28 protein-coding genes and 2 pseudogenes are annotated in these 26,720 nt (G+C 60.9%); 12 read left to right on the top strand and 18 right to left on the bottom strand.

Translation table 11 applies throughout. The features are described from left to right. Nucleotides 1-14: 14 nt before the first annotated feature. Nucleotides 15-1,043, bottom strand: coding sequence for a LacI family DNA-binding transcriptional regulator (locus ACSQ3F_RS09485; RefSeq protein WP_436099987.1), 1,029 nt, complete (start codon nt 1,041-1,043; stop codon nt 15-17). A gap of 104 nt (nt 1,044-1,147) precedes the next feature. Beyond that, on the bottom strand, nt 1,148-1,648 hold the full coding sequence (locus ACSQ3F_RS09480) for a MarR family winged helix-turn-helix transcriptional regulator (RefSeq protein ID WP_436099986.1): 501 nt from the start codon (nt 1,646-1,648) through the stop codon (nt 1,148-1,150). A gap of 95 nt (nt 1,649-1,743) precedes the next feature. On the opposite strand from ACSQ3F_RS09480, the gene ACSQ3F_RS09475 reads away from it, so the two are divergent. Beyond that, nucleotides 1,744-2,535 carry a creatininase family protein gene (locus ACSQ3F_RS09475; protein ID WP_436099985.1) on the top strand — a complete coding sequence of 264 codons (792 nt, stop codon included), beginning with the start codon at nt 1,744-1,746 and terminating at the stop codon, nt 2,533-2,535. Here the strand turns inward: ACSQ3F_RS09475 and ACSQ3F_RS09470 are convergent, their stop codons facing one another. Both ACSQ3F_RS09470 and ACSQ3F_RS09465 read right to left on the bottom strand, forming a co-directional pair. After that, complete coding sequence (locus ACSQ3F_RS09470) at nt 2,536-3,150, bottom strand: hypothetical protein (RefSeq protein ID WP_436099984.1); 615 nt, start codon at nt 3,148-3,150, stop codon at nt 2,536-2,538. Between the two features lie 6 nt (nt 3,151-3,156). Next, nucleotides 3,157-3,381 carry a DUF2188 domain-containing protein gene (locus tag ACSQ3F_RS09465; protein WP_436099983.1) on the bottom strand — a complete coding sequence of 75 codons (225 nt, stop codon included), beginning with the start codon at nt 3,379-3,381 and terminating at the stop codon, nt 3,157-3,159. A 91-nt stretch (nt 3,382-3,472) separates the two neighbouring features. Here ACSQ3F_RS09465 and ACSQ3F_RS09460 point away from each other — a divergent pair. The 3 genes and pseudogenes from ACSQ3F_RS09460 (at nt 3,473) to ACSQ3F_RS09450 (ending at nt 6,558) form a co-directional block, all read left to right on the top strand. Beyond that, nucleotides 3,473-4,317, top strand: a pseudogene (locus ACSQ3F_RS09460) (IS5 family transposase). A gap of 163 nt (nt 4,318-4,480) precedes the next feature. Next, nucleotides 4,481-5,569 (top strand): CobW family GTP-binding protein, encoded by a 1,089-nt coding sequence (locus ACSQ3F_RS09455; protein WP_436099982.1) that lies wholly within the window; start codon nt 4,481-4,483, stop codon nt 5,567-5,569. Beyond that, entirely contained in the window at nt 5,569-6,558 is a 990-nt protein-coding gene (locus tag ACSQ3F_RS09450) for a WD40 repeat domain-containing protein (RefSeq protein WP_436099981.1), read from the top strand. Before ACSQ3F_RS09455 ends, ACSQ3F_RS09450 begins: the two co-directional genes overlap by 1 nt. A 49-nt stretch (nt 6,559-6,607) precedes the next feature. Here ACSQ3F_RS09450 and ACSQ3F_RS09445 read toward each other — a convergent pair whose 3' ends face one another. From ACSQ3F_RS09445 to odc2, 4 genes are all read right to left on the bottom strand, one after another. Further along, the gene (locus ACSQ3F_RS09445; RefSeq protein WP_436099980.1) at nt 6,608-7,051 is read right to left on the bottom strand and encodes a glyoxalase superfamily protein; all 444 of its coding nucleotides are present in this window, start codon (nt 7,049-7,051) and stop codon (nt 6,608-6,610) included. Nucleotides 7,052-7,329: 278 nt separating this feature from the next. Then, complete coding sequence (locus tag ACSQ3F_RS09440; RefSeq protein WP_436099979.1) at nt 7,330-7,473, bottom strand: hypothetical protein; 144 nt, start codon at nt 7,471-7,473, stop codon at nt 7,330-7,332. Between the two features lie 35 nt (nt 7,474-7,508). Further along, the gene (locus tag ACSQ3F_RS09435; RefSeq protein ID WP_436099978.1) at nt 7,509-8,099 is read right to left on the bottom strand and encodes a GNAT family N-acetyltransferase; all 591 of its coding nucleotides are present in this window, start codon (nt 8,097-8,099) and stop codon (nt 7,509-7,511) included. Nucleotides 8,100-8,285: 186 nt separating this feature from the next. After that, nucleotides 8,286-9,419, bottom strand: a complete 1,134-nt coding sequence (gene odc2, locus ACSQ3F_RS09430) for an ornithine/lysine decarboxylase (protein WP_436099977.1) — start codon at nt 9,417-9,419, stop codon at nt 8,286-8,288. A 704-nt stretch (nt 9,420-10,123) separates the two neighbouring features. Between odc2 and ACSQ3F_RS09425 the strand changes: the two genes are divergently transcribed. The 3 genes from ACSQ3F_RS09425 (at nt 10,124) to ACSQ3F_RS09415 (ending at nt 12,825) form a co-directional block, all read left to right on the top strand. Next, nucleotides 10,124-11,017 (top strand): LysR family transcriptional regulator, encoded by an 894-nt coding sequence (locus tag ACSQ3F_RS09425; protein WP_436099976.1) that lies wholly within the window; start codon nt 10,124-10,126, stop codon nt 11,015-11,017. A 117-nt stretch (nt 11,018-11,134) separates the two neighbouring features. Continuing rightward, entirely contained in the window at nt 11,135-11,776 is a 642-nt protein-coding gene (locus ACSQ3F_RS09420; protein WP_436099975.1) for a DUF1007 family protein, read from the top strand. Next, nucleotides 11,770-12,825, top strand: a complete 1,056-nt coding sequence (locus ACSQ3F_RS09415; protein ID WP_436099974.1) for a nickel/cobalt transporter — start codon at nt 11,770-11,772, stop codon at nt 12,823-12,825. Before ACSQ3F_RS09420 ends, ACSQ3F_RS09415 begins: the two co-directional genes overlap by 7 nt. Here the strand turns inward: ACSQ3F_RS09415 and ACSQ3F_RS09410 are convergent. The 4 genes from ACSQ3F_RS09410 to ACSQ3F_RS09395 form a co-directional block, all read right to left on the bottom strand. Continuing rightward, on the bottom strand, nt 12,822-13,037 hold the full coding sequence (locus tag ACSQ3F_RS09410; protein ID WP_436099973.1) for a hypothetical protein: 216 nt from the start codon (nt 13,035-13,037) through the stop codon (nt 12,822-12,824). The genes ACSQ3F_RS09415 and ACSQ3F_RS09410 overlap by 4 nt on opposite strands. After that, entirely contained in the window at nt 13,034-13,726 is a 693-nt protein-coding gene (locus ACSQ3F_RS09405; protein WP_436099972.1) for a GNAT family N-acetyltransferase, read from the bottom strand. Before ACSQ3F_RS09405 ends, ACSQ3F_RS09410 begins: the two co-directional genes overlap by 4 nt. Nucleotides 13,727-13,853: 127 nt before the next feature. Beyond that, the gene (locus ACSQ3F_RS09400; protein ID WP_436099971.1) at nt 13,854-14,618 is read right to left on the bottom strand and encodes a tellurite resistance TerB family protein; all 765 of its coding nucleotides are present in this window, start codon (nt 14,616-14,618) and stop codon (nt 13,854-13,856) included. Nucleotides 14,619-14,751: 133 nt separating this feature from the next. Then, nucleotides 14,752-15,390 carry a 2-dehydro-3-deoxy-phosphogluconate aldolase gene (locus ACSQ3F_RS09395; protein WP_436099970.1) on the bottom strand — a complete coding sequence of 213 codons (639 nt, stop codon included), beginning with the start codon at nt 15,388-15,390 and terminating at the stop codon, nt 14,752-14,754. A gap of 235 nt (nt 15,391-15,625) precedes the next feature. On the opposite strand from ACSQ3F_RS09395, the gene ACSQ3F_RS09390 reads away from it, so the two are divergent. From ACSQ3F_RS09390 to trhO, 5 genes are all read left to right on the top strand, one after another. Next, nucleotides 15,626-16,123 carry a CYTH domain-containing protein gene (locus tag ACSQ3F_RS09390; protein ID WP_436099969.1) on the top strand — a complete coding sequence of 166 codons (498 nt, stop codon included), beginning with the start codon at nt 15,626-15,628 and terminating at the stop codon, nt 16,121-16,123. Further along, nucleotides 16,098-17,003: a CHAD domain-containing protein gene (locus ACSQ3F_RS09385; protein ID WP_436099968.1), complete on the top strand. Its 906-nt coding sequence runs from the start codon at nt 16,098-16,100 to the stop codon at nt 17,001-17,003. Before ACSQ3F_RS09390 ends, ACSQ3F_RS09385 begins: the two co-directional genes overlap by 26 nt. A gap of 77 nt (nt 17,004-17,080) precedes the next feature. Next, the gene (locus tag ACSQ3F_RS09380) at nt 17,081-17,773 is read left to right on the top strand and encodes a helix-turn-helix transcriptional regulator (protein WP_436099967.1); all 693 of its coding nucleotides are present in this window, start codon (nt 17,081-17,083) and stop codon (nt 17,771-17,773) included. Nucleotides 17,774-17,839: 66 nt separating this feature from the next. Next, nucleotides 17,840-18,208: a VOC family protein gene (locus ACSQ3F_RS09375; RefSeq protein WP_436099966.1), complete on the top strand. Its 369-nt coding sequence runs from the start codon at nt 17,840-17,842 to the stop codon at nt 18,206-18,208. Nucleotides 18,209-18,289: 81 nt separating this feature from the next. Further along, a complete protein-coding gene (gene trhO / locus ACSQ3F_RS09370) occupies nt 18,290-19,249 on the top strand; it encodes an oxygen-dependent tRNA uridine(34) hydroxylase TrhO (RefSeq protein ID WP_436099965.1) in 960 nt (319 codons plus the stop codon). 7 nt (nt 19,250-19,256) lie between these two features. Here the strand turns inward: trhO and ACSQ3F_RS09365 are convergent. From ACSQ3F_RS09365 to ACSQ3F_RS09340, 6 genes and pseudogenes are all read right to left on the bottom strand, one after another. After that, a pseudogene (locus tag ACSQ3F_RS09365) lies at nt 19,257-21,357 on the bottom strand (putative bifunctional diguanylate cyclase/phosphodiesterase). A 165-nt stretch (nt 21,358-21,522) separates the two neighbouring features. Then, nucleotides 21,523-21,684 (bottom strand): hypothetical protein, encoded by a 162-nt coding sequence (locus ACSQ3F_RS09360; protein ID WP_436099964.1) that lies wholly within the window; start codon nt 21,682-21,684, stop codon nt 21,523-21,525. Nucleotides 21,685-21,924: 240 nt separating this feature from the next. Then, nucleotides 21,925-22,485, bottom strand: a complete 561-nt coding sequence (locus tag ACSQ3F_RS09355) for an NADPH-dependent FMN reductase (protein ID WP_436099963.1) — start codon at nt 22,483-22,485, stop codon at nt 21,925-21,927. Nucleotides 22,486-22,540: 55 nt separating this feature from the next. Continuing rightward, on the bottom strand, nt 22,541-23,917 hold the full coding sequence (locus ACSQ3F_RS09350; RefSeq protein ID WP_436099962.1) for a GH1 family beta-glucosidase: 1,377 nt from the start codon (nt 23,915-23,917) through the stop codon (nt 22,541-22,543). Nucleotides 23,918-24,088: 171 nt separating this feature from the next. After that, on the bottom strand, nt 24,089-25,270 hold the full coding sequence (locus ACSQ3F_RS09345; protein ID WP_436099961.1) for a Gfo/Idh/MocA family protein: 1,182 nt from the start codon (nt 25,268-25,270) through the stop codon (nt 24,089-24,091). Between the two features lie 216 nt (nt 25,271-25,486). Beyond that, nucleotides 25,487-26,539, bottom strand: a complete 1,053-nt coding sequence (locus ACSQ3F_RS09340; RefSeq protein WP_436099960.1) for a sugar phosphate isomerase/epimerase family protein — start codon at nt 26,537-26,539, stop codon at nt 25,487-25,489. Between the last annotated feature and the right edge of the window lie 181 nt (nt 26,540-26,720).

The following is a 26,720-nucleotide window of genomic DNA, read 5'->3' as shown; positions in this document are numbered from 1 at the left end:
GGGATTGGATCGTCTTACTCTGATGAACTGGGCCGAAGCGGGCCGGTCGACTGGCGAATGCGCATTTCGGGCTTGATGAGATGGATGCCGTCCGGCTCGTGGCTGCCGTTGAGCTTGTCGAGCAGGGCGCGCGCGGCGCTGCGACCCACGTCCGATTGCCCGTTCCAGACGGTGGTCAATGCGGGCGTGGAGATCGACGCTTCCTCGAGATCATCGTAACCGGTGACCGACACATCGCGGCCGGGAACGAGGCCCGCGCGCGCGATGCCGTTCATCATGCCGATGGCGACGAGATCGTTCCAGCACACGACCGCGGTTGGTTTTTGCGGCAGGGAAAGCAGATGCACCGCCGCCTCGAAACCGCCCTGCATGGAGCGGGGGCCGGGAATGCGCAGGTCCGGATCGACCTCGATATTGGCCTTGCGCAGCGCCGTCACATAACCCTGATACCGGTCACGGCCGGTGGAGGTCTGGTCCGTGCCGCCGACCATGGCGATGACCCGGTGTCCGAGGCTGATCAGATGGTTGGTGGCGAGCGAAATGCCATAGGCGTCGTCACCACGGAAGATCGGCACGTCCACGCCTTCAATCGAGCGGGCGATCAGGATCGCCGGCATGCCGTTGTCTTCGGCAAGCTGGATATCCTCCGGCGGCGTGCCGATGGCCGGCGACATGATGACGCCATCGCCGCCCAGTTGCAGCAGGGTTTCGATGAAGGCGCGCTGCTTTTCGACGGAATCATAATGATTGGAAAGAATGAACGTCTGCCGGTCGCGATCGAGTTCGGCCTCGATAGCCTTGAGGATTTCGCCGTAGAAGGGGTTCATGATGTCGTGCACGACGACGCCGATGATGCCCGAGCGGGATGTGCGCAGGCTGGCGGCACGGCGGTTGTAGATATAACCGAGCGCCCGCGCCTGATCCTTGATCTTGTCCCGGGTCATGGCAGCAACGAGCGGGCTGTCGCGCAAGGCCAGTGAAACGGTCGCGGTGGACACACCAAGCGTTTCCGCAATGGTTGAGAGCTTGATCTTCTGCGCCACGTTTCCCCCATCAAGTCGGCCGGCTAGGCACCGTTATTTTTAAATCCTCTTTAAACTGTTTAAATTGGCGCTGCAATCGCCAAATTATAGCCGGCTTCCAGGAATCATTCCGCAGCGTCGGTGCTCTGGAGGTTGCCGTCGACGGCGCGCAGCAGCTTCATCAGCGTCTTGATCTGCTTTTCGCTCAATCCCTTGGTGGCGATTTCTTCGGAGGTCTTGCCGGCCGCTGCAATCGTCTGGAGCCGGTCGCGGCCGCTTGTGGTGAGATAGACCTTCGTCAGACGGGCATCCTCCTCATCGGCCCGCCGTTCCAGAAAGCCCTGGGCTTCCATACGGCCGATCGTGCGGGTCATGGTCGGCGCCTTGACGCCAAGCTTCATTGCCAGCACGCCGGCAGTCAGCCCGTCGGTTTCGGCGAGCGCCAGCATCACGCCGTCCTGGCCGGCATAAAGGCCGCTTTCGAGCAGATTGCGCGACAGCACGGTGCGCATGGAACGCGCCGCCTGCACCAGCACGGAGGCAAGATCCTGCGCCTCGACGGCAACGTCGTGGTTCTTCCTCTTGGCTCCCTTGGCTTTCTTCTCGGCCTTGCTCTTCTTTCCCATCGGTCCTCCACCAAATTTCTTGCACGGCCTCTCTTCCACTGTATGACTCGAATAACACCCCCGCCGCAAGTACAACCGAAAGGCATAAACAAAGCATGACATTCCCGGCACCCCGTTGGAAAGACAATGTTTCCGATCTTCCGCCCGCTGCCCGGGAAGACTGGATCGCCGTGCTTCCGCTGGGTGCGCACGAACAGCATGGACCACACCTGCCCTTCGACACCGATACGCTGATTGCCGAGGGACTGGTCGAGCGAATTATCCCCCGAATGCCGCCCGCTTTGCCCGTGACCTTCCTGCCGGCCGAACCGATCGGCTATTCGATCGAGCACATGGATGTGGACGGCACGCGATCGCTCGCCTACGACGAGGCGGTAGGACGGTGGCTCGGGATCGCGCAGGATCTCAACACACGGGGTATCCGCAAATTCGTCATGCTGAACGCCCATGGCGGCAATTCGCCCTTGATGACGATCGTCGCGACGGAAGCACGGGTGCGGTTCAACATGCTGGCCGTCGCAACGAGCTGGACGCGCTTCGGGCAGCCCGACGGCTGGATCAGGCCGGAAGACAAGGCGATCGACATACACGGCGGCGATGTCGAGACTTCGGTGATGCTGGCGCTCCATCCCGGCAAGGTGGATATGGCGAAAGCGGCGCGATTCGGCTCCCGCCAGAGCGAATTTGCCGAACGCTACAAGCACCTGCGCGCCTATGGCCCGCATGCCTTCGGTTGGAAGATGTCGGATTTGAACGACGAGGGCGTGGCCGGCGACGCTTCAGCGGCCACTGCCGAGCGAGGCGAGCAATTGATCGCCCACGCGGTTTCCGGGATCATCGAACTGCTGGAGGATGTGGGAGCTTTTGAAACGGACGAATTGCGATAATCAGCGCCGGCGCCCTGCTGTCCAGATCGACATATTCTCAATCAACTCCGGAATAGGGACGCGCCCGATATCCTTATCCGAATATCCCCTTTGCTTCAGTGCATCGTAATTATGAGCCATGAACTCGATAAAGGCCCCCCATATTGCACTTGGCCCATCTGCTCTTAGATTCGCGGCATGGCTCAGCCAATCGCGGACCACTTTCACAACTTCTTCCGGTTCATTCCCATGGACGGCTATATCTGCGTTTGAGAGATCCGATATAGTTGCTTGGTGACGATATCGCTCTTCCTCCAAAATAAGCGTGATTTTGTCTGAAAATTGGACCTCGCCGAAAAGCTTTGCCCCGATATCAAGCCCGAGCTCAAACGGCATGTTCATCCGATAATACTCGCCGCGTTTCTGGGCTTTCGCGCGTGAGAGGTCATGAATACCGTATTTACACGCGCCAATCAGTTCCACAATTTTGCTAAAGCGAGCCTCGCCCGCATCGAGACGCTCAAGTGCGATCCGCGGGATCATATCGAGATACAAAACTGTAAAGAGGAGGGGGCGAAGGAGTTCTATATATTTGTCATCGAAAGGGCAGTTGATGAACACGCTTTTATGGAACAAAATCGCTCAGCCCTTCGGAGGAAAAGGGTCACGTCCATAGGATTGTTTATCGCGAATCGTTCCATCCCTACGGTGGATGTAAAGTTCGCTGTGATTGGCCCGTGCAGCATCTCTAGCATAAGCCACCGCTTCACTTTGTGAATCAAAGGTCTTTGCAGCACGCGAGGCACCGGCGCTACGAACACTCCAACCGCCTTTTGAATTCGGTATAACATGCTTGGATTTCGACATATTCATACTCCGCCTTAGTGTCGGTCCATAAAGAAGTTGAATGATATGAATCGTTTGTGATTCCATGCAGTTGAATTGATTCGATGAGGGCATGGACGCGATGTGGACGAAGGCTAACCGAGGGAAATACAATCGAGATTGTCTGCGCTATCCGAGCGATTTGACGGATGCGGAATGGGCGCTGGCTGAACCCTTGATTCCGCCTGCCAAGCACGGCGGTCGCAGGCGTGAGGTCGATGTCCGGGAGGTTCTCAACGGCCTGCTTTATGTTCTCAGCACGGGTTGCCAATGGCGGGCAGTGCCGAAGGACCTGCCGCCGAAGAGCACGCTGTTCAGCTATTTCGACCTGTGGAACTGGGACGGCACGCTCGGCCGCATTCATGAGGAACTCTACGTGAAATGCCGTGAGGCGATGGGCCGCGAGGCCAGTCCGACGGCGGCAATCATGGACAGCCAGAGCGTCAAAGGCGCTGAAAAAGGGGGCGCTGCATTGACCCGGGCGGGTATGATGCGGGGAAAAAGATCAAAGGCAAGAAACGCCATATCCTTGTCGATACGGTAGGCCTTCTGCTGCATGCGCTGGTTCATCCGGCCGACATCCAGGACCGCGACGGTGGCGTGCTGGTTCTGAAGACGCTGTTCGGGCGCTATCCGTTCTTGAAGAAACTGTTCGCCGATGGTGGCTATCAGGGGCCTGTCTTCGCCAAGGGACAAAAGAAGGCAATGCCAGGACTTGCGACCGCGATCGTCAAGCGCTCCGACACCGCCAAGGGTTTTGAGGTTCTGCCGAGGCGCTGGGTGGTCGAACGGACGTTCGCATGGCTGGGTCGATGCCGCAGGCTGGCCAAGGATTTCGAAAATCTGTCGCGCAACGCGCTCGCCTTCCTCAAGCTGGCGTCTATCCGCCTCATGCTGCGAAGGCTCTGTTCAAAATGAATAACTTTCCGGACCGACTCTTAGAGAATTAAGATAATTTGAGGGCGAGCCTCATGCAATATGCCCTGAAAAGAAAGCGACATGGTTGCTGCCCTGCGCAAAGTCCTTATATGAAGCAAACAACGACCGTTTTTTGGGAATAATTCCCCTGCACGAGGCTCCCATGACCGAAACCACAGCCAAGCCCATTCCCGTTACCGTGCTCACCGGCTATCTCGGCGCCGGCAAGACGACGCTGCTCAATCGCATTCTTTCCGAGAACCATGGCCGGAAATATGCCGTCATCGTCAACGAGTTCGGCGAGATCGGCATCGACAACGACCTGATCGTCGAATCCGACGAAGAAATCTACGAGATGAACAATGGCTGTGTCTGCTGCACCGTTCGCGGTGACCTGATCCGCGTCGTCGAAGGCCTGATGCGCCGCCCGGGCCGCTTCGATGCGATCATCGTCGAAACCACCGGCCTTGCCGACCCGGTGCCCGTCGCCCAGACCTTCTTCATGGATGACGATGTGCGCGCCAAGACCGAGCTCGATGCCGTCGTCGCTCTGGTCGACGCAAAGCACCTGCCGCTGCGCCTGAAGGACAGCCGAGAAGCCGAAGACCAGATCGCCTTTGCCGATGTCGTGCTCCTGAACAAGACCGACCTGGTGACGCCGGAAGAACTGGCGAGGGTCGAAGCGACCGTCCGCGTCATCAACCCGTCGGCCCGCATCCACCGGACCGAGCGCTCGGAGATCGACCTGACGAAGGTTCTCGACCAGGGCGCCTTCAATCTGGAACGGGCGCTGGAAAACGATCCGCAATTCCTCGATCAGGATGATCACGACCATGATCATGAATGCGGCCCGGATTGCGACCACGATCACCACCACCATGATCACGATCATGACCACCATCACCACGACCATACCCCCTCGCCGATCCATGATGTCACGGTGCAATCCGTTTCGCTGCGCGGCGGCGAGATGAACCCGGACCGCTTCTTCCCCTGGATCCAGAAGATCACCCAGACGGAAGGCCCGAACATCCTGCGGCTCAAGGGCATCATCGCCTTCAAGGGCGACGAGGAGCGTTATGTCGTCCAGGGCGTGCACATGATCATCGAAGGCGATCACCAGCGTCCGTGGAAAGACGGCGAGAAGCGCGAAAGCCGCCTGGTCTTCATCGGCCGCGAGCTTGACCGCGAAAAGCTGGAGCGCACCTTCAAGGCCTGCGAGGCCGCTCCCGCCGAGGCCGCAGCACGCTGATGCCGACAGTCGCTCCTCTCGATCTCGAAGGCCACGTCGCAGGCGTGGCCTTTTTGGGTGACGTGCCGTTCTTCGCCGAATCGTCCGGCCTCATCCACCGCCTCGACCATGGCCACAAGACCGTGGAAGCGCATGAGGGCCTTCTCTCCTGCGTGCGCGATGACGCCACTGACACGCTGCTGACCGGCGGCGAGGACGGCAAGGTGTTGCGCGTTCAGGTGGATGGGACGACGACCGAAATCGCCAGCGTTCCCCGCAAATGGATCTCGCAGGTTGCCGCCGGCCCGCAAGGCGCCGTCGGCTATGCCTATGGCAAGACGGCGCATGTCCGGCTCGCCGATGGCACGGTCAAGGATTTTACCGAGGAGCGCACCGTCGAAGGCATCGCCTTTGCACCGAAAGGGATGCGCATCGCCCTTGCCCGCTATAACGGCGTGTCGCTCCATTGGGTCGCAATGGCCGGACAGCCGGTGGACCTCGAATGGAAAGGCGCCCATACCGGCGTGACCTTCTCGCCCGACGGCCGCTTTGTCGTCACCACCATGCAGGAAAATGCCCTGCACGGCTGGAAGCTCGATACCAAGCCCGGCGCCGAGACGCGCCACATGCGCATGACCGGCTATCCCGCCAAGGTGAAATCCATATCCTGGTCCGCCAAGGGCAAATGGCTTGCCTCCTCCGGCGCTCCCGCCGCCATCGTCTGGCCCTTCCAGGCCAAGGACGGGCCGATGGGCAAGGCGCCGCTCGAACTCGGCACCCGCGCCAATATCATGGTCACCCAAGTCTCATGCCATCCGATCGAGGAGATCGCGGCGATCGGCTATGCCGACGGCATGATCCTTGTCGTGCGCTTCGCCGATAGCAAGGAAGTGCTCTTGCGCCGCCCGGGCAAGGGCGCAATCACCGCCATGGCCTGGAACAAGAACGGCCGCCAATTGGCCTTCGGTAGTGAAGCGGGCGATTGCGGCGTGGTTGATATCACCGCTTGATCTTCTTCTGAGGTGGGTAGGCATCGCGGGCCGCTGCGGCCCGCGATGATTACCACATCAACTCGACATGCGGCCGGCCGTTCGACGTCTTTTCGACGGTTCGGCCGGTTTCGTCGATCGTGCAGTGGACGCGCTTTCGGAAGGCCGAGAAGCTGTCGAAGGTGACGACATCCACCGGCTCGTCGAGATCGAGCGTCAGCCTGCACCGGCCGGGCTGGGCGGTGACGGCCTGGACGCCGAGGATTTTTGCCTCGAAGGGCTGGCCGAGGTAATGGCCCTTGACGCGGGAACCGAGCATCCAGGGATTGAGCGGCGGGCGGTTGCCGGCGGCAGCGTGGATCGTGTTCCAGTCGCGAAAGCCGTATTGCGCCGCCAGAAGTTCCAGGGATTTCGAGTGGGTTATGTCCTGCCCTTCAGCCGACAAACCGGCGCGAAGCCGTTTCGCCTGATCCTTCAGGGCATCGAGGGACGGAAGCGGGATTGATCCGCGCATAGGGGTCTCCAACAGGAGCGTGCAGTCTTTCGGAGGGAGCCCGCCTTGCCACCGTTCGCACGCCATGATGATGGACGACCGATTGGGTACGAGAGACTTCACCAAAAGCTTGAAAGCTTGCGGACGGCCGGGGCTCTCACCCGTTACCGTGGCGTGTAGTTCATCCGTGCGGAACTGTCAATTTCAGGCAGGCCGAAACTCCGCTCCGGAGACAGTCGGGACTCCGGAGCGGCACTGCTTGGGAAAAGGCAGGCAGCGGTATCGTTTTGGTATGTGTGTCAGGCTTTGCTGCCTGCCCGGCGCCGGATTTCACGGGCATTTGCCCATTTCACCGGCACCGCCTTCAGGACCGGACCGCGCCCGGTGGCGAGGCCGGTTCGCGAACCCGGCTTCCCGCCCTGAAGACCCTCAAAGAATGACACGGTTTTTCCAGGCGGGGATCAACGGGGAAAATCCGTCAGGCAGCCCGGCGTAATTTCGGCATGGCGAACTTGCGGCCGCTGGCGACCAGTATGCCGGCAGCGCCTTCCAGCCAGCCGTCCTTCAGTTCCAGCGCCAGGAACCGGTTGCGCTCGAACGGGGCCGGCATGACGAGATGCTGCGCCTTGGTGGCGAAGAAGCCGAAGCGCTCGTAGTAGGGCGCATCGCCGACAAGCAGGATGGCGCCATGGCCACGGGTCTTCGCCGCGCCGATCGCAGCGCGCATCAGCGCGCCGCCGATGCCCTTGCCCTCATGGGCCGCATCGACCGCGAGCGGACCGAGCAACAGGGCATCAACCGGCGTACCATCGCGGCTGACGCCGGCTTCGACGTTCCACAGGCGCACCGTGCCGATGACATGGACGTGCGGATCGCGGGCAACGAGCGCCAGGCCTTCGGCCGGCACGCGGTCGCGGCGCAGCGCTTCCGACGACTTGCGGCGGCGGTTCGGCCCCATGGCGCGATCGAGCAGGTTTTCCCGCGCGACGACATCGCCGGGGTTTTCCATGTCGATGGTGAAGGCATTCTGCGCGAAGAACGCGCGGACAGAATCAAGAACAGCGGCCATCTTGGCCTCCCGTACCCGCGCATGTCGCGCTCAGGCGGAGCCTGAGCGAAACGTACATGCGCCGTTAAAAAAGATGGAGCCAGCTTTGCGCGGGCTTGCACGTGCGCGGCTCCATACCGTGATAAGCGGCGATGAACGAAAATTGTGAACTTGCTGCTCCGGCTTTAAAAAACCGGAGCAGGCTTGTCAGATGACGTAGGACTTCAGCGGCTCGAAGCCGTTGAAGGCGACAGCCGAATAGGTCGTCGTATAGGCGCCCGTGCCCTCGATCAGAACTTCGTCACCGATCGTCAGCGAGATCGGCAGCGGATACATGTTCTTCTCGTACATCACATCGGCCGAATCGCAGGTCGGGCCGGCGAGAACGCAGGGCTCCATTTCGTCGGAATCGTGCGCGGTGCGGATCGGGTAGCGGATCGCCTCGTCCATGGTTTCGGCGAGACCGCCGAACTTGCCGATGTCGAGGAAGACCCAGCGGTGGTTGTCGTTGTCCGACTTCTTCGAAATCAGGACGACTTCCGACTTGATCACGCCGGCATTGCCGACCATGCCGCGGCCCGGCTCGATGATGGTTTCGGGCAAGTTGTTGCCGAAGTGCTTGCGCAGCGCACCGAAGATCGCCTTGCCGTAGGCTTCGGCGGACGGGACGTCGCGCAGGTACTTGGTCGGGAAACCACCGCCCATGTTGACCATCTTGAGCTCGATGCCCTGCTTTGCCAGCTGCACGAAGACGCGCTTGGCATCGGCAAGAGCCGAATCCCAGGCATCGACCTTGGTCATCTGCGAACCGACATGGAACGAGACGCCGTGCGAGACAAGGCCGAGCTGATGAGCGTAGACGAGCACGTCGACGGCCATCTGCGGGACGCAGCCGAACTTGCGCGACAGCGGCCATTCGGCACCTTCGCCATCGGTCAGGACGCGGCAGAACACACGTGCGCCCGGAGCCGCGCGGGAAATCTTTTCGACTTCCTCGTGGCTATCGACCGCGAAAAGGGACACACCCAGCGCATGGGCGCGAGCAATATCGCGCTCTTTCTTGATCGTGTTACCGAACGAGATGCGGTGGGCGGTCGCGCCGGCATCGAGCGCCATTTCGATTTCAGCGACGGACGCGCAATCGAAGTTGGACCCCATGCTGGCGAGAAGGCGCAGGATTTCCGGCGCCGGGTTGGCCTTGACGGCATAGTAGATGGAGCTGTCCGGCAGGGCATGACGGAAAGCCTTGAAATTGTCGCGCACGACATCGAGGTCAACCACAAGGCACGGGCCTTCGGGACGTCGGGTGTTCAAGAAGTCGATGATGCGTGCAGTCGTCATGGTATTCCCCAATCTGTTAGGCTCCGGAAAGCCGGAGGACAAAGGGCATACGCGAACACGTCCTGGTACCAGCCGGTGGAGACCCCGGGACCAGACATGCGCACGATGCGCGGATGGTGAACAACGCCCCGCCAAGAGCTTTGTTCGGCTTTGTCTGCCATTGATTGGAGGGAGAACCCTACCGCACTTCCGGCAATGAAGGTGTGCCTCTTCAGTAACCCCCGCTGATGGAAAGCAGGGAGAGAACAAAAAGGCCCGCACCGTCGTTGCTTCAGATGTCCTCGCATTTTCCGGTTGGCCGGAATAGCGACTGGAGGGGTTAATTCCAGGTACCTTACCGATTTCCTCACCAATTCGAGGGTTCGGCGGACACCCATGGGCACGTGCGACTTTGGGCTGAACGGGAAATAAGAAAAAACCCTGTCGTAATCAAGAGTTTTTTCGATTTCGTTGTTGAATTTTTTGCGGAGACGGAAACAATCAACCCGTTCACATTTAATGAACAATGAGAGGCATTGATTGGGATGAATCAAGCCATTGATTCCAAACGATTTCCTTTCAGAAAAATACCCCTCTTTTCGCAAATTGCGATAAGCGGTATCGAGAGTGCAAAAACGCGCGTTTGGATGGTGCAATGCGGTCGGCCAACCGGTGGCGCGAATCGAGCGCGTAAATTGCATAGATGCAAAGGGAATGATTGACCGATGGATACCCTGACCCGCATTCGCGCCTTTATCGATGTGGTCGATGCCGAAGGCTTTTCAGCCGCCGCCCGCCGCGTCGGGCGCTCGAAGGCGCTGCTCTCCAAATATGTGCGCGAACTCGAGGATGAACTGGGCGCGCTGCTGCTCAACCGCACGACCCGGCAATTCTCGCTGACGGAGGCCGGGCACACCTATTACCGGACGGCGTCGGAAATCCTGAAGGAGATCGACAACCTCGCCGACCTCGTCCGTGCCAGCAACACGGACCTCAAGGGCCGCTTGCGCATTTCCGCGCCCCGCACCTTCGTCGATGCGGAGATCGGCCAGTCGCTGATCGATTTCGGCAAGGCGCATCCGGAACTGTCGCTGGAAATCGTCTCCGACGACCGCTTCGTCGATCTGGTCGAGGAAGGTTTTGACGTTGCGATCCGCATCACGAAACTGGAGGATTCGACACTGATCGCCCGCAAGCTGGACGATTTCCAGGTGCAGATCTGCGCGTCGCCGGAGTTTCTCGAAAAGACCGGGCCGATCAACCATCCCTCCGAACTGTCGCGGCACGCCTGCATCATCGATACCAACGGCCGCTCCTACAGCAACTGGCGCTTCGTCGAACCGGACGGCACCACGTTCAGCGTCCCGGTTGGCGGGCCGATCGAGGTCAACAGCCCGCTTGCCGCCGTGCGCGCGGCCGAATCGGGCATCGGCATATCCGGCGTTCCGGAATTCATCGCCCGGCCGAAGATTGCTGCCGGCACGCTTGTTCCGATCCTGGAGACCTATCTTCCCAAGGACCGCGGCATCTATGCGATCTATCCGCACCGGCGCTATCTGCCGACGAAGGTGCGGACCTTCGTCGATTTCCTGTACAACTGGTTCCGCAAGAACACGTGAAATTGACAACTTTGCCGCAGGTGCAAAGTCCCAATTCCGTCCCATTTGACATACATTGCAGAATATATTGGGCAGACATATCGGCTGCGCCGGTATAGCGAAGGGAAGCACGACACCATGAAACCATTGTCCCTGATCCTGGCGGTCACGGCGTGTCTTGCCGCTTCAGCCGCGCTCGCCCATCCGCACATCTTCGCCGAAGCACGCCTTGAGATCGTCGCGGATGGATCGAACCAGATAACCGAACTGCGCAATGTCTGGCGGTTCGACGAGCTGTTTTCGTCCAGTGTCGTGATGGATTTCGACAAGAACTCCAACGCGCAGCTCGATCCTGACGAGCTGCAGGAAGTCGGCCAGACCGTTCTCGATTCCTTGGCAGAATACAATTACTACACGACGATCAGCGACAATGGCAAAACCATCAAGGTCAACAAGCCCGATGCGATCACCGCCGACTACAAGGACGGCCAGCTGCTGCTGATGTTCGCCGTCAAACCGGCCGAGGCGATGCCGCTCAAGGGCAGCCTGTCATTCGGCGTCTACGATCCGACCATGTACACGGCGATGGACTTCCCGACCGACGAAGACCTTGTCCCGGTCGGCGATCAGCTGAATGCCTGCGAACACAAGGTGGTCCGTCCTGATCCGGACGAGGTGCTGGCCCAGAACCAGGCGAACCTGACGGACGCCTTCTTCAACGACCCGACGGGGACCGACATGTCGAAGATGTTTGCGACGAGGATCGAGTTCAAATGCTGATCGCGCGCAAATCTCTGCGTCCGCTCGGTCTTGCGCTCGCTCTGATCGCCGTCGCCGTCACGATTGCGCACGCCCAGTCGCCGCTCGGCATCGGCACGGCGGAGCCGGCCTTCAAGACGACCGGCATCTTCGGCGGTTTCTTCGCCTGGGTGAACATGGAGCAGCAGCGCTTCTATCATACGCTGACGGCAGCGATCAAAGGCATGCGGGAGAACCCCTGGCAGCTCTGGTCGCTGATCGGGCTCTCCTTCGCCTACGGTGTATTCCACGCGGCGGGTCCCGGCCATGGCAAGGCGGTGATCTCCTCCTACATGATCGCCAATGAAACCGAGCTGAAGCGCGGCGTTCTCCTCTCGTTTCTCTCCTCGATGATGCAGGGCGGGGTTGCCATCCTGCTCGTCAGCGCTGCCTATCTCGTGCTGCGCGGTTCCTCTATCTCGATGACGCAGGCGACGCATTTTCTTGAAATAGTCAGCTACGCCCTGATCGCAGCGTTCGGCGGCTGGCTGCTGTTTCGCAAGCTGCGCGGGCTGCGGCAGCGCCGGCTGGCGCCGGTATTGGCGCAAGATGCCCATCATGATCACAGCGCCCATGAGCACGATCGTGGACACCACCACGACCACGCGCATCATTCGCACGACCATCACGGCCACAGCCATGGGCCGGGCGAGGTCTGCGACACCTGCGGTCATGCACATGCACCCGATCCATCAATGCTGAAGGGCGATCGCTTCGCCCTGCGGGAAGCCTGGTCGGCGATCATTGCGGTGGGCTTGCGGCCCTGCTCCGGCGCGCTGATCGTGCTGAGCTTCGCGCTTTTGAACGGGCTTTATCTCGGCGGCGTACTCTCGGTTTTCGCCATGTCGATCGGCACCGCCATCACCGTCTCGGCGCTGGCAACGCTGGCAGTAACCGCCAAGGACCTGGCCGTGCGCTATGCCTCAAGCGGAAACGCGGCGATGCGGATCAGCAACGGCATCGAAATCTCGGGCGCGCTGCTGGTGCTGGTGCTGGGCGTCGTGCTGCTCGGCGCGTCGCTGCAGGGCTAAAGCCCGCGTCGCCGCTGGTGGCGCGCACGCAGCCAGAAGATCAGGAAGAAGCCGAGCACGAACAGCGCGCCGACGACGGCCGCCAGCCACGGCGAAATATTACCGAGCGCGAGCATGATCGTCGGCAGGATGAAGAAGCCGAACCCGACGACGATGAGGATGATGGCAGCGGCAATCGCCGGCGAGCGGTCTTTCTTTTCCGGCGCGGTCATGCCGTCTCCTTCTGCGCGAGCTCCGCGCGGATATCGTCGAGTTTGCGTTTCTGTGTACCATCGCCTGAAAAATTATCCGGCGACAGCCAGGCCTCGAAGGCTGCCTTGAGCAAGGGCCATTCACCGTCAATCATCGAAAACCAGGCCGTGTCACGGTTTGCCCGCTTGGAAATCATGTGCTGGCGGAAAACCCCTTCGAAGGTGAAGCCGAGGCGGTTGGCCGTCTTCTTGCTTGCCTCGTTGCGGTTGTCGCATTTCCACTCGTAGCGGCGATAACCGAGATCCTCGAAGGCATGTTTGGCCATCAGGTAATGCACTTCGGTGGAGAGCGGCGAGCGGGCCATCGAGAAGGAATGCGCGACGCCGCCGACTTCGACCACCCCGTTTGCCGGATCAGGCCGCATGTAGTTGGCCATGCCGACGACATCGCCGCTTGCCTTGTCGTAGAAGACTTCGGTGATCCAGCCGGATGTCTGCACGCCGGTCAGCCAGGCATCGAAATCCTCGACGCCGCGAAAATCATCCTGCGAGAAATATTGAAGGCGCGCATTGATATCCAGTCCGCCAAAGGCCCGCCACAGCGCATCCAGATGTCTTGCGCGGTCATAAGGCTCGATGCGGACATAGCGGCCTTCGAGTGTCACCGGCTTTGGGGCCGGGCAACCAGTCCAATTCGTCAAATCGCGCATCTGCTGCTCCAGAGAGGCCACACCACCGACCTTGGGACCGGCCCGGAATCCGGACCGCATTCCCAAAAGCCCTGCTGGCATAGGACAGCTCAGGCATCCGCACAAATGCAAAGTGGTGATGGATCAATCACCAGGGCGATTTGATCGGCGGCTCGCCGGTCTGGGGTACAGACGTCTGTCTTTCGGCAACCGGTGCCTTTGCGGCAGAGACCGTCGCCTCGATATGATCGACCAGCGCATCGGCAAGGCCAAGGCGGCCGGCGAGGAGATCGAGATAACCGCGCTCGGCGCGGCTGTCCGGCTCGATGGCAAGGCGCGAGGCCGTGTAGAGCTCGACGCGCTCCTCTTCCGTCTTCGCTGCCGCAACGATCGCATCGAGATCGACCGGATTGCTGAGTTCGTCATTGAGGAATTGTTCCGCTTCCGAATCGAGGCCGGAGAGCTTGACCTTGTCCATGATGCGGGCACGCTCGGCATCGTCGATATGGCCATCGGCTCGGGCAGCGGCGATCATGGCGCGAATGAGAACGAGCACGAAGTCGTTGCGGATGGCGGCGGGTTCCGCGCTGAAACCGGAATCGGCCGGCGGCGGCAGAAGCTCCGGCTGAGCCTGGGCCTCCGGTTGCGCCGCGGGCTCCTTGCCGGCCTGGTAATTCTTGTAGGCCTGATAGCCGAGGCCGGCGATGGCAGCGAGGCCGCCGAGCTTCAATGCGGCGCCCGTCACTTCGCGGCCCGTTCCCGTGCCGAGCAGGACGGCGGCGATGGCACCGGCGGCGAGGGGATTATCCTTGGCGAGCTGCGTCACCTGTCCGGCGCGATCGCGCACCGTGCCACCGGCACCCGGGATCTGCGAGCCCAGGAACTGATCCAGCAATTTTTTCGCGTCAAACATACGGTCACACTCCCTTGGCCGATCGAAGTCGGATTGAGACATAGGAATGCGACGAAAGAAATACAAATGAAACGCGAACATGAAAAGGCCGGGCGCAAGAGCCCCGGCCCCTGTGACTATATGCGAGTGGCGATCAGCCCTTCAGCGAGAAGGCTTCGGCGGCAAGCCTGGTGATGCCGGCCCAGTCGCCCTTGGCGACGAGGTCCTTCGGTGCGACCCAGGAACCGCCGACGCAGACGACGTTGGGCAGCGACAGATAGTCCTTCGCATTCGACAGCGAGATACCGCCGGTCGGGCAGAACAGCGTGCCGGCGAGCGGCGAGGACAGCGCCTTCAGGTAAGCCGCACCGCCGGCCTGTTCGGCGGGGAAGAATTTCATCACGTCGTAGCCTTCCTCGCGCAGGCCCATGACTTCGCTGGCGGTGGCGGCACCTGGCAGCAGCGGGATATCGGAATCATTGGCGGCATCGATCAGTTCCTGCGTCGTGCCAGGGCTGACGATGAACTGAGAGCCGGCTTCGACCGCGGCCTGATATTGGGCCGCATTGAGGATGGTGCCCGCACCAGCAACAGCGCCTTCGACTTCATTGGCAACGGCGCGGATCGCTTCGAGCGCGGCCGTCGTGCGCAAGGTGATCTCGATCGCCTTCAACCCGCCTGCGACGAGCGCGCGCGCCAGCGGCACCGCGGTTGCGACATCGTCGATGATCAGCACCGGAACCACCGGCTGCAATTTCAGGACGGAAAGAAGTGTGTCGGTTTTCTTGCTCATGCCGGCCGCCTTTGCTTTAAAACGATTGAAATCGCAGTTCGAATACTCTTCCCGTCCGCTTTTGTCGAGACCAAACGGGCGTTTTCGAGCCTATTCGAACATGGTGACGCGGGCTTGACAACAGGCGTCAGAACGCCCTGCCAAAGCCGCGGCTAGTCCGAAGTGCTTGCTTGTTCCATCGTCACAAATCTGTAGTCTACACAAAATCAACCTCGGCAAAGCAGCGAGCAATGCGATGGCCAAGGAAATAGAGCGCAAGTTTCTGGTGGCATCCGACGGCTGGCGCAGCGAGGCAGATCGCGGCACATGCCTGCTGCAGGCCTATGTCGTAACCATGGATGACCGTTCGGCCCGCGTGCGGCTGATGGACGATGAGCGCGCCAAGCTGACCATCAAGATCAGCAACGGCTCCATGACGCGAGACGAATTCGAGTATGAGATCCCGGTTGCCGACGCAAAGGAATTGATGTCGAAGGCCATCGGCCGCATCATCGAGAAGACGCGCTATGAAGTGAAGCATGGCGGCTTTGTCTGGGAAGTCGACGTCTATAGCGGCGCACATGAAGGCCTCGTCATTGCCGAAGTCGAGTTGAGCGCCGAAGGCGACACGCCGGATCTTCCCGTATGGCTAGGTGCCGAAGTGACCGGGGATCTGCGCTATTCGAACCAGTTTCTGTCAATCAACCCCTTGGTCTCGATGAAAGATCATGAGCTATCATATTCACCCTTGTGAGAACTTCACACAGGAATTCCGAGCGGTCGGCACCGAGCAGTTGCGGCTCGCCATCGCCGCCTTGACGGAACGCCCGAACGGGCTGCTGGAAGCGATCCATGACGCACGCAAATGCTTTAAGCGGCTGCGTTCCCTCTACCGCCTCGTCGCTGCCGATGCCCCGGCTTTCAGACAGGCGGAAAACACGCGCATCCGCAGCATGGCAAAAACGCTTTCGACCTTTCGCGACGCGACGGCTCTCGTCGAAGTCAGTCAATATCTGCTCCGTCACGTGGAGAGCAACGAGGAGCGCGCTGCACTGAAGCGGATCAGCAAGATGCTGGCTGCCCGGCGCGACAAGCTCGCGGCCGACGAGAAACCGCTCGAAGAAAGCGTGGCGACCGCGATTGCAACCTGCGGCCAAGCGCTGGGAGCGCTTTCGCATGTCACTTTCGAGGATGACGGCGACAGGAGCGCCAAACACCTCGCCAAGGGCTGGCGCCGGATGCTGAAGCGTGCAGCAGCGGCGCGCGATGCCTGCAAGGAGACGACGGACGCGCATCTCTTCCACGAACTGCGCAAGCGCTGCCAGGACTACCGCTACGACCTTGATCTGTTGCAGCCGCTCTGGCCGTCGGCGATGCACGCAAAGAGGGTCGAGGCAACGGAGGTCGTCGATCTGCTCGGCCATCACAACGACCTCGCTCTGCTCTCCTCCCTCGTCAGCGAGCAGCCGGAACTTTTCGGCAGGAGCGAGGACCTCGCCCATCTCCTGTCAGCGGTGATTGTGCAGCAGGGGGCTCTGCGGCAAGCAACCCTTGTGGCCGCAGCGTCCGTTTTCCGGGATGATCCAATGGACGAAAGCCGGAAAATCCGGCTGTTGTGGCAGGACGCCGCCTGAGGCCAGGCCGGAAATCGGAACACGCCTGTTCACTTTTGGGGATTGATGCTGCCATTTCGTGGCAGTACGGTGCGGCAATGTCCCGCTCCGCCCGCCTGCTCGACCTCATCCAGCTTCTGCGCACCTACCGCCGGCCGGTGAGCGGCGCAGCACTTGCGCAGCGCTTAGGCATCAGCATCCGCACGCTCTATCGCGACATTGCGACGCTGCAGGCGCAGGGCGCCGATATTCAGGGCGCACCCGGCTTCGGCTATGTGCTCAGGCCCGGCTTCCTGATGCCGCCGATGATGCTCAGCGAAGAGGAGATCGAGGCGCTGGTGCTGGGCGCCCGCTGGGTCGCGGCGCGAACCGATGACGAGCTGAAAGACGCGGCCCGCAACGCGCTAGCGAAGATCGCAGCCGTGCTGCCGGCCGATCTCCGCCATGAGCTGGAAACGAACTCGTTGCTCGTCTCCCCCGCGAGAAGACCCAACGTGGGAACCACGGATTTGCCGGCGATCCGCGAAGCGATCCGGCAGGGCCTGAAGCTCGATATCGGTTATGCGGACATAAACGGCAGATCGACGAGCCGGCGCATCTGGCCGTTTGCGCTCGGCTATTTCGAGGAAACACGCGTTCTCGCCGCCTGGTGCGAACTGCGCGAAGACTTTCGCCATTTTCGCGCCGAACGCATCGCGTCGATGACCGTGACCGATATCCGTGTTCCCCAGACGCGACAGCACTTGCTGGCGGAGTGGCGCCGGGTTCACAACGTCAAAAACGACATGTAATCCTACTGCCAGAAACTGACAGCAGGCCCGAATAAAACGGTCTCCGCAAACACGAGGGAGACTATCATGAAAGCCGATTACATCCTGCTTGCCGTCGACAGCCCGGCCGAAAGCGCCAATTTCTACCAGATCGTTCTCGGCACGACGCCACTGGAGCTTTCGCCGACCTTCGCGCTGTTCAAGATGAACGACAGCACAAAGCTCGGCCTGTGGTCCAGGAAAACCATCGAACCCAAGGTCGTCGTCGATGCCGGCGGTAGCGAACTGGCAATCTCCGTCGATGGCCGCGACAGCGTCGATGCGCTGCACGCCGAATGGAGCAAAAAAGGCATCACCATCCTGCAGGAGCCGGTGGCAATGGACTTCGGCTATACCTTCACCGGCGCCGACCCGGACGGTCACCGCCTGCGCGTCTTCACGCCCGAAGGCATCTGATCCAAAATGCCGCGGCCCGGGCTAACCACCGGGCCGCGATGCGGATTGCGCGAAAGAGCCGAAAGCTGTATTTCACGCCGCATGACAGACACGCTTCACACCCCGCGCCCGAAAACCCCGTCCCCGGAGACCAATGGCCAGTTTCTGGTGGCAGCGCTTTATCATTTCGTTTCCTTCGAACGGTTCGCCGACTTTCGGCAGCCGCTGCAAGCGGTATGCGACGCCAATCAGGTGAAGGGTACGCTGCTGATCGCCCACGAGGGCATCAACGGCACGATCGCCGGGCCACCAGACGGCATAAAAGCCGTCCTGGCCTTTCTTCGCAGCCAGCCGGAATTCAAAGATCTCGAGCACAAGGAAAGCTGGGCGTCCTCCATGCCCTTCCTGCGCATGAAGGTGCGGCTGAAGAAGGAGATCGTCACCATGGGCGTCGAGGATATCGACCCCAACAAGGTGGTCGGCACCTATGTGGCGCCGAAGGACTGGAATGCACTGATCTCTGATCCAGATACCTTGGTGATCGACACCCGCAACGACTACGAAACGGCGATCGGCACCTTCCGCGGCGCGATCGACCCGAAGACCAAGAGTTTTCGCGATTTTCCCGAATGGGTGAAAAACAACACCGGTCTTCACAACAAGCCGAAGATCGCCATGTACTGCACCGGCGGCATCCGCTGCGAGAAGGCGACGGCCTTCATGAAGGAACAAGGTTTTGACGAGGTCTATCACCTCAAGGGCGGAATCCTGAAATATCTCGAGGAAATGCCTGAGGAACAAAGCCTGTGGGACGGCGCCTGCTTCGTCTTCGACGACCGGGTCTCGGTGACCCATGGCCTGAAAGAGGGCGAGCACACCCTCTGCCACGCCTGCCGCCAGCCGCTGACGCCGGAAGACCTGACGTCGCCGCACCACGAAGAGGGCGTCGCCTGCGTGCATTGCCACGACACGCGCACAGAGGAAGACCGCATGCGCTACCGCCAGCGCCAGCAGCAGATCGAACTCGCGAAAAAGCGCGGCGAGCGGCATCTGGGAAGCTGAGCGGACGTCAAGCCGACAACAATGCAGTTCCTGGTGCTGCTTTTCCCCCAAGAAGCGCCGGAAGGCCCGCTTCTCCCACCGGTCGCGAGAAGAAGTAGCCCTGCAATTGATCGCATCCGCAGCAATGGAGGAAGATCGCCTGTTCTTCCGTCTCGATGCCTTCCGCCGTCACTGGGATATCGAGCGCGGCGGCCAGCGCCAGGGTCGCCTGCAGCATGTCCCGGCCGCGAGGCATATCCTCGAGCGCGCTGATCATCGAACGATCGAGCTTCAGGCGATCAAAGCCGAACTGCCGGAGATAACCAATGCTGGAAAAACCGGCACCGAAATCGTCAAGCGCGATGCGCACGCCGAGCCCGTTGAGCGCCTCGATCATGCCGCGCGCATGGGCGGGATTGTGGATGAAATATCCCTCCGTCACCTCCAGTGTCACGGTTTGAGGCGGCACGCCACTCGCTTCAGATGAGTTGTGCGACGTTTGGGATAAAAAATGGATTGCGGAACTGTGCCGGAGAGACATTGATCGAGATATTTATCTGCGGCCATGCCTGCGCCACCCTCAAGGCCTCCTCCATCACGAACAGACCGAGCTTGTCGATCACCCCAGAGGATTCCGCCAGCGGTATGAATATGTCCGGAGAGACCATGCCCATCTGCGGTGAATCCCATCGCAGCAGCGCTTCAAGCCCGACAATCGCCTGCGTCCGGGCATCGGCGACCGGCTGGTAGGCGACGAAAAACTCCCCCTTTCGTATGCCGGCGCGAAGGGCCACTTCCATGGATTTGCGCTCTGCAAGAGCAATATCCATCGCCGCGTCATAGGCGATCGCCCGGCCGCGTCCTTCCGCCTTTGCCTTATACATGGCGATATCGGCGCGCCGCAGCAGTTCATCGGCATCGATCGAACCGAACGGGGATATCGCGGTCCCCACGCTGACGCCGACCACGACGACACGCTCCCCAAGCGCGAAAGGCTCGGAGAAGAAATCCAGAACCAGCGCCTCCAGCGACGGAGCCGTCTGCATGCCGTGCTTGACCGTCAGCGCAATCGCAAACTCATCACCGCCGAGACGGGCCAGAATGGCGCCTTCAGGAATGAGATGCGTGAGCCCTGCCGCCACGCTTTTGATCAGCCTGTCTCCGGTCGCATGGCCATAGACGTCGTTGACCTCCTTGAAGCCGTCCATATCCAGATAGAACAGCATCACGTCATCGCGGTTGTGCTGCGCCTGGCCGAGCATGTCCTGCAAGCCGTTGAAGAGCCCCAGGCGATTTCCAAGGCCGCTCAAGCGGTCCGTCAGCGCCATCTTGCGGGCGGCGATCTCATCGCCACGCAACTTGCCGATGACGGAAGAACCGGCCAGCACCAGCAGCACGACAAAGGCGCCGACGATCGCCATTGCGACGAAAACATAGGGCCGTACCTGCCGATAGCTGATGTCTCCTGGAGACTGCGCGGTCCAGGTCAGTCCCGCGATCACCCGGCCCGTTGGATCGGCGATCACCGCGGCACCCGGAGGGACGGACGACGCGTCGACCAGACGTACGTCGTGAACGAGATAGGTCTCGGCGATGTTGTCGATAGTGTCCTGATCCAGATCACGGACAAACACCAGCCGCTGCAGACGATCCTGCGGTACCGAAACATCCGGCGACGCACCCCGAACGGTCGAAACTCCGACGACCGCGATACCATCGGCCGTATGGACGAAACCGGATGTTTCCGCCCCGTCACCAACACCGGCGCTGCGGACGACTTTCATCATTTCCCCAAAGGCCGGCGACAGGAAATCGGACGGTGGTGTGGAGAGGGGCTTTCCGCGCCGGAACGCCATCAGGATTCCATCGTCCGGCCCCAGCAGATAGGCCGTATCGAAAATTTCCGACGCACCATTGGCCAGGTCGAAATTCTCAAGGATCCAGTCCTCCGCGCCAGGAGAATAGACGGCTCGAGCAGCGGCGTCCCAGACCGCGTAGTCCACCATGGTCGCTGTCATCTGGCTTTTCAGTGTGGCCAATGCGCCGGACACCGCCTGGCGCGCGCGGCTCTCGTCAAGCGCGTTGGTCGTGGACGCGACAGTCTGCAGCGCTGTCAGCACGACCGCCATGACGATCACCACCACCACGGCAAACGACACCAGCAGAAGCAGCACGACATGTTGCCGCTGCAGCCGGATCGAATTGAAAAGGTGAATCAACAGGTCGCGCATCTGGGCGGAAAATGTCAGCAAAAGCATTCCAAAATCTTTACGGCCGCTGTTGAAAACGCCTGGTTACAAGACTGCGTCAAGAACACGCAGCGTGGCCTTCGGAACCTCCGCGCGCAGCGCAACAGCCCGGGCGTTGCGGACCACGTCCCAATCGGATTCCGATGCCAGCACGACGGGACAGGATACGCCGTACAGTTCCGCGGCCACCATCGCTCCGACTGTCACGATCGCATCGCGCCGCCTCTGTTGACGAAGCTCTCGGCGCCCACCGCCTCGGCAAAGCGGACGAGCGGCCGCATGCACAAGGCTGCCGCCTCGCCATGGGTGCCGGCCAGCAGTTCGTTGTGAAGGAAGTGAGTTGAAGGGCCATGATCCGGCCCGGATCATTCGGTGTCAATTGCCGTCAGGACCGCACCGCACAGACATCCTCCGGTGATCCTCATGCGGCACATCCTCCAGCCGCGATCAATCCAGTCGCTCCGCTTGCATACGGGCAATCTCCCGCACGAACCGTTGCAGATGTTCGCCAAGGATAGCTTGAGTTTCGGAATCCGCCAAAATCACCGCACGTTGTTCCGGCGTTTTGCCGAGAAGGTTGATGCGGAAGAAAGCCGCTTCGACAAGCCGAACGGAAATGGTTTTCAACACCTCAGTCAAAGCTTCAAGCGCATCATCGCCCCGATGGGAGGCGTGCACCAGCATGACCGGCTTGTGCGGAATTTCATCGCGGGAGACCAGCCAGTCGAGCGCATTCTTCAACCCGCCGGGAATGCCATGAGCATATTCCGGCGAGGAGATGATCAGCCCATCGGTAGCGCGGATTTTCGCGGCCAGCGCCAGCACCGAGGCCGGCATGTCGTCGGCCTCGCGATCTGGATTGAAGATCGGCAGATCGCTGATCAGGTCGCAGATTTCGATGGTGATGCCCGGCGGAGCAATGTCGCGGAGTGCTTCCAGCAGGGCACGATTCGTCGAAGCCTTCCGCAGGCTGCCGCAAAGCGCGTATAGGACCAGTGGGCCGGGCATCCTGTTCTCCGCAGTAGAATCAATCCCGGCCATGATGCAGTTTGGCGCGGCGCTGTCACCCGGCCTTGTGATTGCCCTTCGGAAACTGCTCGGCCAGTTCCTTGTACCAGTGGCCGCTCTTCTTGATGGTGCGCACCTGCGTGTCGTAGTCGACATGAACGATGCCGAAACGCATCCTGTAGCCTTCCGCCCATTCGAAATTGTCCATCAGGCTCCAGGCGAAATAGCCTTTCATCGGATAGCCTTCGGCGATCAGGTCGGCCGTGACAGACAGGTGGTCGGCGATATAGTCGAGGCGCGGCTGGTCGTCGACCTCACCGTTTTCGACGCCCATATTGTAGCAGGCGCCGTTCTCGGTGATGTAGCAATCCGGCAGCGCGTAGCGCGCGTTCACCGTGCGGATCAGGTCGCCGAGCGCCTGCGGGAAGACTTCCCAGCCGATATCGGTCTTGACGTCGCTGACCGGCTTGGCGCTGACCGTCGCCGGGAATTCGGCGCCTTCCGCCGGATCGTGGCTGACACGCATCGGCGTGTAGTAGTTGACGCCCCACCAGTCGGTCTTCTGGCTGATCGTCGCCATGTCGCCATCCTCGATCTCAGGCATGCGGCTGCCGAGCGCGGAGAGGAAGCTTTCCGGATACTCGCCCTTGAAGATCGGGCCGAAGAAGACGCCGTTGTGGAAATCGAAGGCGCGTTCGGCGGCGGCCTTGTCTTCGGTGCTTTCGCTGCCGGCATAGACATGCATCGGGTTGATGACGATGCCGACCGGCAATTTCGGCTGCTCCTCGCGCACGGTGGCGACGCCGAGGCCATGGGCGAGATTGGTGAAATGCAGCGCGCGCAGTGCCGCATCCATGTTGCGCTCGCCAGGTGCATGAATGCCCCAGAGGTGGCTCAGCCAGACGGAACACCACGGCTCGTTGAAGGTGGCAACAGCATCCAGCCGATCGCCGAGGCGGGCAATCACCGTCTTGGCATAGCGCTGATAGGCATAGGCCGTCGAGCGCGCCGTCCAGCCGCCGTCGCCCATGAGGGCCAGCGGCAGGTCCCAGTGATAAAGCGTCGCGAAGGCCTTGATGTTGCGGGCCTTCAGGCCATCAACGAGGCGGTCGTAGAAATCGAGACCCTTTTCATTGATCGGACCAGTGCCCTCCGGAATGATGCGCGGCCAGGCGATCGAAAAGCGGTAGGCCTCGACGCCGAGGCTCTTGATCAGGTCGAGGTCTTCCTCCAGCCGATTATAGTGATCGCAGGCGATATCGCCATTGTGACCCTGATAGACCCGGCCCGGCATGTTGGAGAAGGCGTCCCAGATGGACGGCTTGCGGCCATCGGCCTTGGTCGCACCTTCGATCTGGAAGGAGGCGGTCGCCACGCCGAATATGAAATCGCCGGGGAAACGTTCGGCCAGTTTCTTTGCTTCGATCGTCATCATCGCTCTCCCTGGATTGCGCGGCCCCAACCGGAGTTCGCTCCGCGCCAGTCATGAAATCTGAAACGTTGCAGTAATCCGGAATGGCCAAAAGTCAACCGCCGAATCACAGAGACAACAGATCGCCCCGTCCTTTCGGGCGGGACGATCTGTCAAAAGCTGGCAGCGTGATCAGACCTTCACCCAAGCCCCGTTACGCTTGGACGACTGCACGCAGGCATCAACGAAAACCATGCCCTTCATGCCATCATCGATTGTCGGATAGATGACAGCCGGATCGACGGCGTCCCCCTTGCGTCGCGCATAGATCGCGCGGGCGGCTTCGGTGTAGATATTGGCGAAGCCTTCGAGATAACCTTCCGGATGGCCGGAGGGGATGCGCGAGACGCGGGCCGCGGACGGGCCCGACCCCGCGCCGGCGCGGGTGATGAGGCGCTTCGGTTCGCCGAACGGCGTGTACCAGAGATAGTTCGGGTCCTTCTGCGTCCATTCCAGGCCGCCCTTGGTGCCGTAGACGCGGACCATCAGGCCATTCTCATGGCCGGGGGCAACCTGGCTGCACCACAACAGGCCCTTGGCGCGCTCACCGTTCTTTTCCTTGAAGCGCATCATCACATGCGCATTGTCGTCCAGTGCGCGGCCCTTGACGAAGCTGTCGAGATCGGCTGCGAGCTCTTCAAGTTCCAAACCGGAAACGAAGGCGCCGAGATTGTAGGCATGGGTGCCGATATCGCCGGTGGAGCCGCCGGCCCCCGACTTGGACGGATCGGTTCGCCAGGCGGCCTGTTTCTGCCCTGATTGCTCGATGTTCTCCGTCAGCCAGTCCTGCGGATATTCCATCTGCACCAGCCGGACGGCGCCGATATCGCCATTCGCGACCATTTCCCGGGCCTGCCGCACCATCGGATAGCCAATGTAGTTATGGGTGAGCACAAACAGAGCGTCGCTCTCGTCGGCCAGTTTCTTCAGCTTTTTGGCGTCCGATAGCGTCGAGGTCAGCGGCTTGTCGCAGATCACATGGATGCCGCGTTTCAAAAATTCCTTGGCAGCTTCGTAGTGCACATGGTTCGGCGTGACGATGGCGACCGCCTCGATGCCGTTCTTCAGCTTGGCCTCGCGGATCGCCATTTCCTTGAAATCGGAATAGCTGCGCGTTGGGTCAAGACCGAGTTCCGCGCCGGAGGCCTTGGCCTTTTCCGGTGTCGACGACAGGGCGCCGGCGACCAGCTCGAAATGATCGTCGAGACGAGCCGCCATGCGGTGAACCGCGCCGATGAACGCGCCCGACCCGCCGCCGACCATGCCGAGCCGAATACGCTTTTCGCGAACCTCTGTGGTTCCTTCGATTGCCATGTTTTTCTCCTGAATTGAATTCGTGTTTGTGGAGAGCTTTACCCCCTCTGTCCCTCCGGGACATCTCCCCCTCAAGGGGGGAGATTGTTCTTTTCCCTCACATTATGAAGTAAGGGACGCATCTGGCTCACGGCTAATCTCCCCCCTTGAGGGCGAGATGTCGGCGTCGCCGACAGAGGGGGGTACCCCTCCCCAAGGTCGAACGAACCGCTAGAATTAAAGCCCCAGCATCCGCCGGTTGGCCGCTTCGTCGGTACCACTGTCGGCGAAGTCGTCGAAGGCCTTTTCGGTCACGCGAATGATGTGATGCTTGACGAACTCGGCACCCTCCCGGGCGCCGTCTTCCGGATGCTTCAGAGCGCACTCCCATTCGACCACGGCCCAGCCAGCAAAATCGTTGGCTGCCATCTTGGAGAAGATCGCGCCGAAATCGACTTGGCCGTCGCCGAGCGAGCGGAAGCGGCCGGCCCGGTTGACCCAGCCCTGATAGCCGCCATAGACGCCCTGCCGGCCGGTCGGGTTGAACTCCGCGTCCTTGACGTGGAACATCCGGATGCGGTCCTTGTAGATGTCGATGTTTTCCAGATAGTCGAGGCATTGCAGCACGTAGTGCGAGGGGTCGTAGAGCATGTTGGCGCGGGCGTGGTTGCCGGTGCGCTCCAGGAACATCTCGTAGGTGATGCCGTCATGCAGGTCCTCGCCGGGATGGATCTCGTAGCAGACATCGACGCCGCAATCTTCGGCATGGTCGAGGATCGGCTTCCAGCGGCGGGCAAGCTCATCGAATGCGGTCTCGACCAGACCGGCCGGGCGCTGCGGCCACGGATAGAAATAAGGCCAGGCAAGCGCGCCGGAGAAGCTTGCCATGGCGTTGAGGCCAAGATTCTTCGAGGCTGTCAGCGCCATCTTGACCTGCTCAACCGCCCATTGCTGACGCGCCTTCGGGTTGCCGCGCACTTCCGGCACGGCAAAACCGTCAAAGCCCTCGTCATAGGCGGGGTGCACGGCGACGAGCTGACCCTGCAAGTGAGTGGAAAGCTCGGTGACCTCGATGCCGTTGTCGCGTGCCTTGCCGGCAAATTCGTCGCAATAGGTCTTGGACTCGGCAGCCTTCTTGAGGTCGATCAGGCGACCATCCCAGCTCGGCACCTGCACGCCCTTGTAGCCGCAATCGGCTGCCCATTTGGTGATCTCTCCCCAGGAGTTGAACGGGGCGGCATCGCCGGCGAATTGTGCGAGAAAGAGCGCGGGGCCCTTGATGGTCTTCATCTGTCGTCTCCTCCGTCGAAAGGCGGGCCGCTCTACCCCGGCCACATCAGTCAAATCTTGAAAAACCTCTCCGTCGCGCACCGATGTAGGAGCAACGGCTTGACCTGAAACGTTGCAGGACGGCCGGAAGCTATCATGTCTGGCCTGCCGGGCAACCGGTTTCATCGCAAAATTTTGAGAA

The sequence above is a fragment of the Pararhizobium sp. LjRoot238 genome (assembly GCF_964252955.1).
GTDB lineage: Bacteria > Pseudomonadota > Alphaproteobacteria > Rhizobiales > Rhizobiaceae > Pararhizobium.
Note: the sequence above shows the minus strand (reverse complement) of the source record. Positions and strands in the feature narration are given on the sequence as shown.

Bases quoted from the DNA above. Each gene is read 5' to 3' on its own strand.
- ACSQ3F_RS09480 (WP_436099986.1), bottom strand. From the start codon at position 1,648: ATGGGAAAGAAGAGCAAGGCCGAGAAGAAAGCCAAGGGAGCCAAGAGG.
- ACSQ3F_RS09475 (WP_436099985.1), top strand. From the start codon at position 1,744: ATGACATTCCCGGCACCCCGTTGGAAAGACAATGTTTCCGATCTTCCG.
- ACSQ3F_RS09465 (WP_436099983.1), bottom strand. From the start codon at position 3,381: ATGTCGAAATCCAAGCATGTTATACCGAATTCAAAAGGCGGTTGGAGT.
- ACSQ3F_RS09455 (WP_436099982.1), top strand. From the start codon at position 4,481: ATGACCGAAACCACAGCCAAGCCCATTCCCGTTACCGTGCTCACCGGC.
- ACSQ3F_RS09450 (WP_436099981.1), top strand. From the start codon at position 5,569: ATGCCGACAGTCGCTCCTCTCGATCTCGAAGGCCACGTCGCAGGCGTG.
- ACSQ3F_RS09445 (WP_436099980.1), bottom strand. From the start codon at position 7,051: ATGCGCGGATCAATCCCGCTTCCGTCCCTCGATGCCCTGAAGGATCAG.
- ACSQ3F_RS09435 (WP_436099978.1), bottom strand. From the start codon at position 8,099: ATGGCCGCTGTTCTTGATTCTGTCCGCGCGTTCTTCGCGCAGAATGCC.
- odc2 (WP_436099977.1), bottom strand. From the start codon at position 9,419: ATGACGACTGCACGCATCATCGACTTCTTGAACACCCGACGTCCCGAA.
- ACSQ3F_RS09425 (WP_436099976.1), top strand. From the start codon at position 10,124: ATGGATACCCTGACCCGCATTCGCGCCTTTATCGATGTGGTCGATGCC.
- ACSQ3F_RS09420 (WP_436099975.1), top strand. From the start codon at position 11,135: ATGAAACCATTGTCCCTGATCCTGGCGGTCACGGCGTGTCTTGCCGCT.
- ACSQ3F_RS09415 (WP_436099974.1), top strand. From the start codon at position 11,770: ATGCTGATCGCGCGCAAATCTCTGCGTCCGCTCGGTCTTGCGCTCGCT.
- ACSQ3F_RS09410 (WP_436099973.1), bottom strand. From the start codon at position 13,037: ATGACCGCGCCGGAAAAGAAAGACCGCTCGCCGGCGATTGCCGCTGCC.
- ACSQ3F_RS09405 (WP_436099972.1), bottom strand. From the start codon at position 13,726: ATGCGCGATTTGACGAATTGGACTGGTTGCCCGGCCCCAAAGCCGGTG.
- ACSQ3F_RS09400 (WP_436099971.1), bottom strand. From the start codon at position 14,618: ATGTTTGACGCGAAAAAATTGCTGGATCAGTTCCTGGGCTCGCAGATC.
- ACSQ3F_RS09395 (WP_436099970.1), bottom strand. From the start codon at position 15,390: ATGAGCAAGAAAACCGACACACTTCTTTCCGTCCTGAAATTGCAGCCG.
- ACSQ3F_RS09390 (WP_436099969.1), top strand. From the start codon at position 15,626: ATGGCCAAGGAAATAGAGCGCAAGTTTCTGGTGGCATCCGACGGCTGG.
- ACSQ3F_RS09385 (WP_436099968.1), top strand. From the start codon at position 16,098: ATGAGCTATCATATTCACCCTTGTGAGAACTTCACACAGGAATTCCGA.
- ACSQ3F_RS09380 (WP_436099967.1), top strand. From the start codon at position 17,081: ATGTCCCGCTCCGCCCGCCTGCTCGACCTCATCCAGCTTCTGCGCACC.
- ACSQ3F_RS09375 (WP_436099966.1), top strand. From the start codon at position 17,840: ATGAAAGCCGATTACATCCTGCTTGCCGTCGACAGCCCGGCCGAAAGC.
- trhO (WP_436099965.1), top strand. From the start codon at position 18,290: ATGACAGACACGCTTCACACCCCGCGCCCGAAAACCCCGTCCCCGGAG.
- ACSQ3F_RS09355 (WP_436099963.1), bottom strand. From the start codon at position 22,485: ATGCCCGGCCCACTGGTCCTATACGCGCTTTGCGGCAGCCTGCGGAAG.
- ACSQ3F_RS09350 (WP_436099962.1), bottom strand. From the start codon at position 23,917: ATGACGATCGAAGCAAAGAAACTGGCCGAACGTTTCCCCGGCGATTTC.
- ACSQ3F_RS09345 (WP_436099961.1), bottom strand. From the start codon at position 25,270: ATGGCAATCGAAGGAACCACAGAGGTTCGCGAAAAGCGTATTCGGCTC.
- ACSQ3F_RS09340 (WP_436099960.1), bottom strand. From the start codon at position 26,539: ATGAAGACCATCAAGGGCCCCGCGCTCTTTCTCGCACAATTCGCCGGC.